The following is a 4,746-nucleotide window of genomic DNA, read 5'->3' as shown; positions in this document are numbered from 1 at the left end:
CACCGAGGCCGTGCGGCGCCTGTCGGCGCAGACCGGCCGCGCCGACACGGCGACGCTGCGCGAAGCCAAGGCGACCCTGGCGCGCCTGCGCGCCCTCCAGGCCGAGGCGAGCGACACCGAAGCCGCGCTGTCCGAGCTCGACGGCGCCGACATCACGGAGCGCCTCGCGCGCGAGGGGTTCGGCCCCCGCACCCACCCCACCGGCGGCGACGTGCTGGAACGCCTGCGCCGCAAGGCCGGCCTCGCCCCGGCCGCCTGACTCATCGAACGCCCCAAGCCCATCCCCCTCCCCCAGCCCATCCTCAGGAGAGTGTCATGAACAACGAGACCACGCAGCATTCCGGCGCCTGGGTCACCTTCACCTATGCCGCGTTCCTCGGCTCGGCCGCGATGGTGGCCTGCGGAATCCTGTTCCTGCCGGTGGACATCTGGATCAAGGGCTACCTCGCCATGGGCGTGGTCATGCTGGTCCAGTCCTGCATCACCGCGACGAAGACGGTGCGCGACGTGCACGAGGGCCGCCGCATGGTGAACCGCATCGAGGACGCCAAGACCGAGCGCCTGCTGATGTCGGTCGGCAAGGACTGACGGGACACGGACCGACGCTTTGCTCGACCCGCGCGGCCCACGGCCGGGCCGCACGGGTCGCAGATCCCTTCGCGCCCCACTCTTTCGCCAGCCGAGACGATCCGATGTCCGACCTCCAAACGAGCACGCCCGCGCCGCGCCGGCGCATCCCGATGCCGGTGAAGGTCGCCTACACCGCCTTCGTGGCCATCCTCGTGCCGACCTACCTGTGGTTCTACGGGCCGACGAACTTCCTGTATTTCTGCGACCAGTCGCTGCTGATCGCCTTGGCCGGGATCTGGTTGGAGAGCGCACTGCTGGTGGCGATGTGCGCGGTCGGCCTCGTCGCGCCGCAGCTGCTGTGGGTGCTCGACTTCGCCGGCACCGCCGTCGGCCGGCCGATCACCGGGATGACCGCCTACATGTTCGATGGCAGCACATCCCTATTCCTGCGCGGCCTGTCGGGCTTCCATGGCTGGCTGCCGTTCCTGCTGATCTACCTGGTCGGCCGGCTGGGCTACGACCGCCGCGCCCTGCCGACCTGGACCTCGCTCGCGGTCGTCACCCTGCTGGTGTGCTTCTTCCTGATGCCGCCGCCGAACCCCGATGCCGGCCTGACGCCGGTCAACATCAACTACGTCTGGGGCATGAGCGACCGCGCGGCGCAGACCTGGATGCCGGCCTGGGCGTGGCTCGCGGGCCTCGTGGTCGGCCTGCCGACCCTGCTGTTCCTCCCGACGCACCTCGCCCTGCGCCGCTGGACGCCGGCGGTCGCCTGAGCGACGCTGCCGAAACCCAACATCTCCACGATGTCCCCGACCCGGCCCCTCAGGATGAGGGCGAGGGGGCGGATGAACCATCGGCCGCGCCCGGCAGCAGCGTGATCACCGTCTCCGTCGCGGCGTCGATGGCGGAGCGGGAATAGAGCAGCGGGCGGTAGCCCCGCCGGGACCAGGGTTCGGCGTGGTCGGCGGCGTGCGGGCTGTCCGGGTGGCCCGACTGGCCGGGGGCGTTGACGAACAGGCCGGCATCCCAATCGCCGACGTCGAGCACCATCCGGAACGAGGCGCCGTGCGTCATCCGGAAGGCCTCGGGATCGTATTCGGCGTGCATCACGCAGGCCCCCGAACCGCCCATCGGCAAAGGCGGGATGTCGGGTCTCACAAAACCCGTCGCGGCGAGCGGGTGCGTGAATAGGGCGTGGTGCAGGCAGCCCCAGGCCCAGGTCGCCGGATCGGAGCCGAGGCGGGCGGCGCAATCCCGCCACGCCGCCGCCAGCGTCCGCTCCACCAGGGCGTCACGCTCGGCCCGGTCGAGGGGCGGGCGCGGGTCTTCCAGGCGGTCGAGCAGGGCTTGCGCGTCACCCGGCGGCAGCAGGCGGCGGGTGTCCGGGTCGGGGACGAGGGCCTGGAGCAGGGCCGGGCGCAGGTGGTGCACCCAGAACACCTCGACCAGGGCGGCGGCGCCCGAGGCCGCGTGCAGGTGCCCGTCGAAGGTCTCGAGCAGGGCGGCACCGAGGCGGGCCTCCGCCTCCGCTGGGGCGGCGAGCGTCGCGGCGAGGTGCGCGAGCCGCAGAGCCGGCTCGGAGACGTCGTCGCCCTGGAGCGCCTGCGAGTCGGCGAGCCCGTGCTCGGGCTGGTGCGCCAGCACCGTGCGGATGCGGCGCGCCCGCCACGGCTCGTGCCACTCGAACCCGAGTTTGCGCGCCTCCGCCGGGTAATCCTCGGGCAGGTTCATCTCGTTGGCCGAGTAGACGAAGCCGGCCTCGGGATCGATCCGGCTCGGCAGGGCGGCGGCCTCGTGGAACCCAGCCCAGGCGTAGCGCCCGTCGCCCGGTACCGGCAGCAGGCCGTCCCAGTTCGGGCGGATCGGCGCCTTGCCGGCGGTGAACCACGCGATCCGTCCGTTCACGTCGGCGTAGACCTGGTTGACGGTGGGCGCCGACCAATGCCGCAGGGCCGCGCCGAAGGCCTCGGGCGTCGCCGCGTCGAGATAGCCGAGGCTGGCGAGGTAGGCGGCGGTCCCGGGCTCGGACCAGACCGTGCGGACGGCGAAGGCGGTCTGTGTCGCGGCGTCCTCGCAGATCACCGGGCCGTGGTGGGTGAAGCCGAGGGTGACCTCCTCGTCGGCGCCGCCCCGCACGGAGATGCGCTCGCGCAGGCGGGTGATCGGCGCGAAGCCGCCCTCGAACCGGAACCGGTCCGGGTCGTCGGGGTCGAGGGCGAGGACGAACAGGTCCTCCTGGTCGAAGGGCGCGATGGTCAGCCCGAAGGCGGCGGTCCCGTTGTGGCCGATGCTGATGCCGGGCAGCGCCGGCTCGCCGGCCCCGATCACGTCGAGGCCGGGCGCGGTGAGGTGGACGACGTAGCGCAGCGACGGCAGCGCGTAGGCGCGGTGCGGGTCGCTCGCCAGGATCGGCCGCCCGGTGGCGGTGCGGGACGGCGCCACCGCCCAGTTGTTCGAGCCATCCCCCGGCGGCTCGGGCGCGTCCGCGGCCCGCTGGCGGCCGACCTTCCCGTGCGCGTCGACGTGAGTCCAAGCCCAGGCCGCGTCGCGGGTGGCGGCCAGCCGTGCCGGGTCGAACCCCACCGGCGCGGTGGCGAGGCGGAGCACGTCGAGGAGGTCGTCCGGCCACCGCGCCGGGTCGAGGTCGCCGAGCGGCATCGTCGCATGCGGTGGGCTGAGACCCTTGCGCAGCGCGTCGGTCTCGGCGTCGGCCCTGGCTAGCACCCGGGCGCGGGCGACCTCGGAGGGCACGTTGCGCACCAGCGCATGGCTACGGATGCGGACCACGTCCTCGGGCGCCCACCGGTTCGGGCGCGTCTCCATGGCGGAAAATTCCGGCGGCAGCAGGTCGGGCCGCGCCTCCGTCAGGGCGACGTAGGCGTTCAGGCCGGCGACGAAGGCCTCGACGATGGTCCTCATGCGCGGATGCCCGTAGGCCGCCCACTCGGCCGCCATGTCGCCGCGATACAGGAACAGCCGCGCCGCACGGTCCTGCGCGAGGTAGCCGGGCCCGAAGTCGGCGGCGAGCAGCCCGAGCCCACGCTTGCGCCACAGGTCGAGCTGCCACAGCCGGTCGCGGGCCGCGTTGAACCCCTGGACGCGAAAGGCGTCGTCGGCGCTCGCGGCGCGGATATGCGGCACGCCGTGCCGGTCTATCCGGATCTCGGCGGGCGCGGACAGGCCCGGGAGGGGGAAGGTGGTCACGCGCGTTTCCCTTGCGCCACCCCGTTCAGAGATGGCGTCGCAAGCAACGCGGAGCGCCGCCATCTGCGCGCATCCCCTCGCCCCGCCTGCGGGGAGAGGGCCGCGACGACCTCGTCGTCGGCGCGGCGAGGCGACAGCCGAAGGTGAGGGGGCTTCGACGGAAGAGACTTCCTCGGCACCTCCCCCTCACCGCCGCTTCGGCTTCGCCTCCGCTTCCCGGCTGCACAAGGTGCAATTGGGCCTCTCCCCGCGTGCGGGGAGAGGGGACGGGCGCATCTCTCGGGCATGGGAAATCTGGCAGTGGCTGGAGAGACGTGTGCGACACCGGTCTGCAAAACCCTCACAAAGCCACCTCGATCAGGAACGGCCCGCGGCGGCCCAACGACACCCGGAACACGTCTACGAAGTCGGCTAAGTTCTCGACCCGGCGGGCCTCCACGCCGAACCCTTTGGCGAGGCTGACCCAGTCGATCGCCGGGTCGTCGAGGGTCAGCATGCCGATCGCCTTCGGGCCGGGGTTGGTGGCGCCGACGTTGGTGAGCTCGTGGCGCAGGATCGCGTAGGAGCGGTTCGACCAGATCAGCGTCACCACGTCGAGGCGTTCGCGCGCCTGGGTCCAGAGCGCCTGGGCGGTGTAGAGCGCGCTGCCATCGGCCTGCAGGGAGATCACCTTGCGATCGCGGCAGGCGACCGCGGCCCCCGTCGCCATCGGGATGCCCAGCCCGATCGCGCCGCCGCCGAGTTGGAGCCAGCTATGGGGCGCAGCCGCGTGCGTCTGCCCGAAGAAGTTGCGCCCGGTGGTGATCGATTCGTCGCAGACGATCGCACCCTCGGGGATCAGCGCGCCGAGCACCTGGCTGATTGCGGCGTCGGCGAGCACGCCACCTATCACCGCATCCACGACGCGCCGCTCACCTCCGACATCGAGGGCTTCGCCCGGCCGGTCTCGGCCTGGCTGCGCATGGGCAC

At 72.5% G+C, this 4,746-nt stretch carries 4 protein-coding genes and 1 pseudogene; 3 read left to right on the top strand and 2 right to left on the bottom strand.

Annotation, left to right across the window (positions count from 1 at the left end):
- From FV222_RS17760 to FV222_RS17750, 3 genes and pseudogenes are all read left to right on the top strand, one after another.
- Nucleotides 1–259, top strand: a pseudogene (locus FV222_RS17760) (PspA/IM30 family protein); the annotation flags it as partial.
- Nucleotides 260–315: 56 nt separating this feature from the next.
- Complete coding sequence (locus tag FV222_RS17755) at nt 316–588, top strand: YiaA/YiaB family inner membrane protein (RefSeq protein WP_147729665.1); 273 nt, start codon at nt 316–318, stop codon at nt 586–588.
- A 104-nt stretch (nt 589–692) separates the two neighbouring features.
- Entirely contained in the window at nt 693–1,346 is a 654-nt protein-coding gene (locus FV222_RS17750) for a hypothetical protein (RefSeq protein WP_147762145.1), read from the top strand.
- Between the two features lie 49 nt (nt 1,347–1,395).
- On the opposite strand, the gene FV222_RS17745 is transcribed toward FV222_RS17750, so the two are convergent.
- Together FV222_RS17745 and FV222_RS17740 are read right to left on the bottom strand one after the other, a co-directional pair.
- On the bottom strand, nt 1,396–3,777 hold the full coding sequence (locus FV222_RS17745) for a penicillin acylase family protein (protein WP_246685522.1): 2,382 nt from the start codon (nt 3,775–3,777) through the stop codon (nt 1,396–1,398).
- Nucleotides 3,778–4,117: 340 nt separating this feature from the next.
- The coding region (locus tag FV222_RS17740) for a thiamine pyrophosphate-dependent enzyme (protein ID WP_246685521.1) at nt 4,118–4,746 on the bottom strand (629 nt) is incomplete at its 5' end.

Source organism: Methylobacterium sp. WL103 (genome assembly GCF_008039885.1).
In the GTDB taxonomy this organism is placed as follows: Bacteria; Pseudomonadota; Alphaproteobacteria; order Rhizobiales; family Beijerinckiaceae; genus Methylobacterium; species Methylobacterium cerastii.
This window is presented reverse-complemented; position numbering and strand designations above follow the sequence as displayed.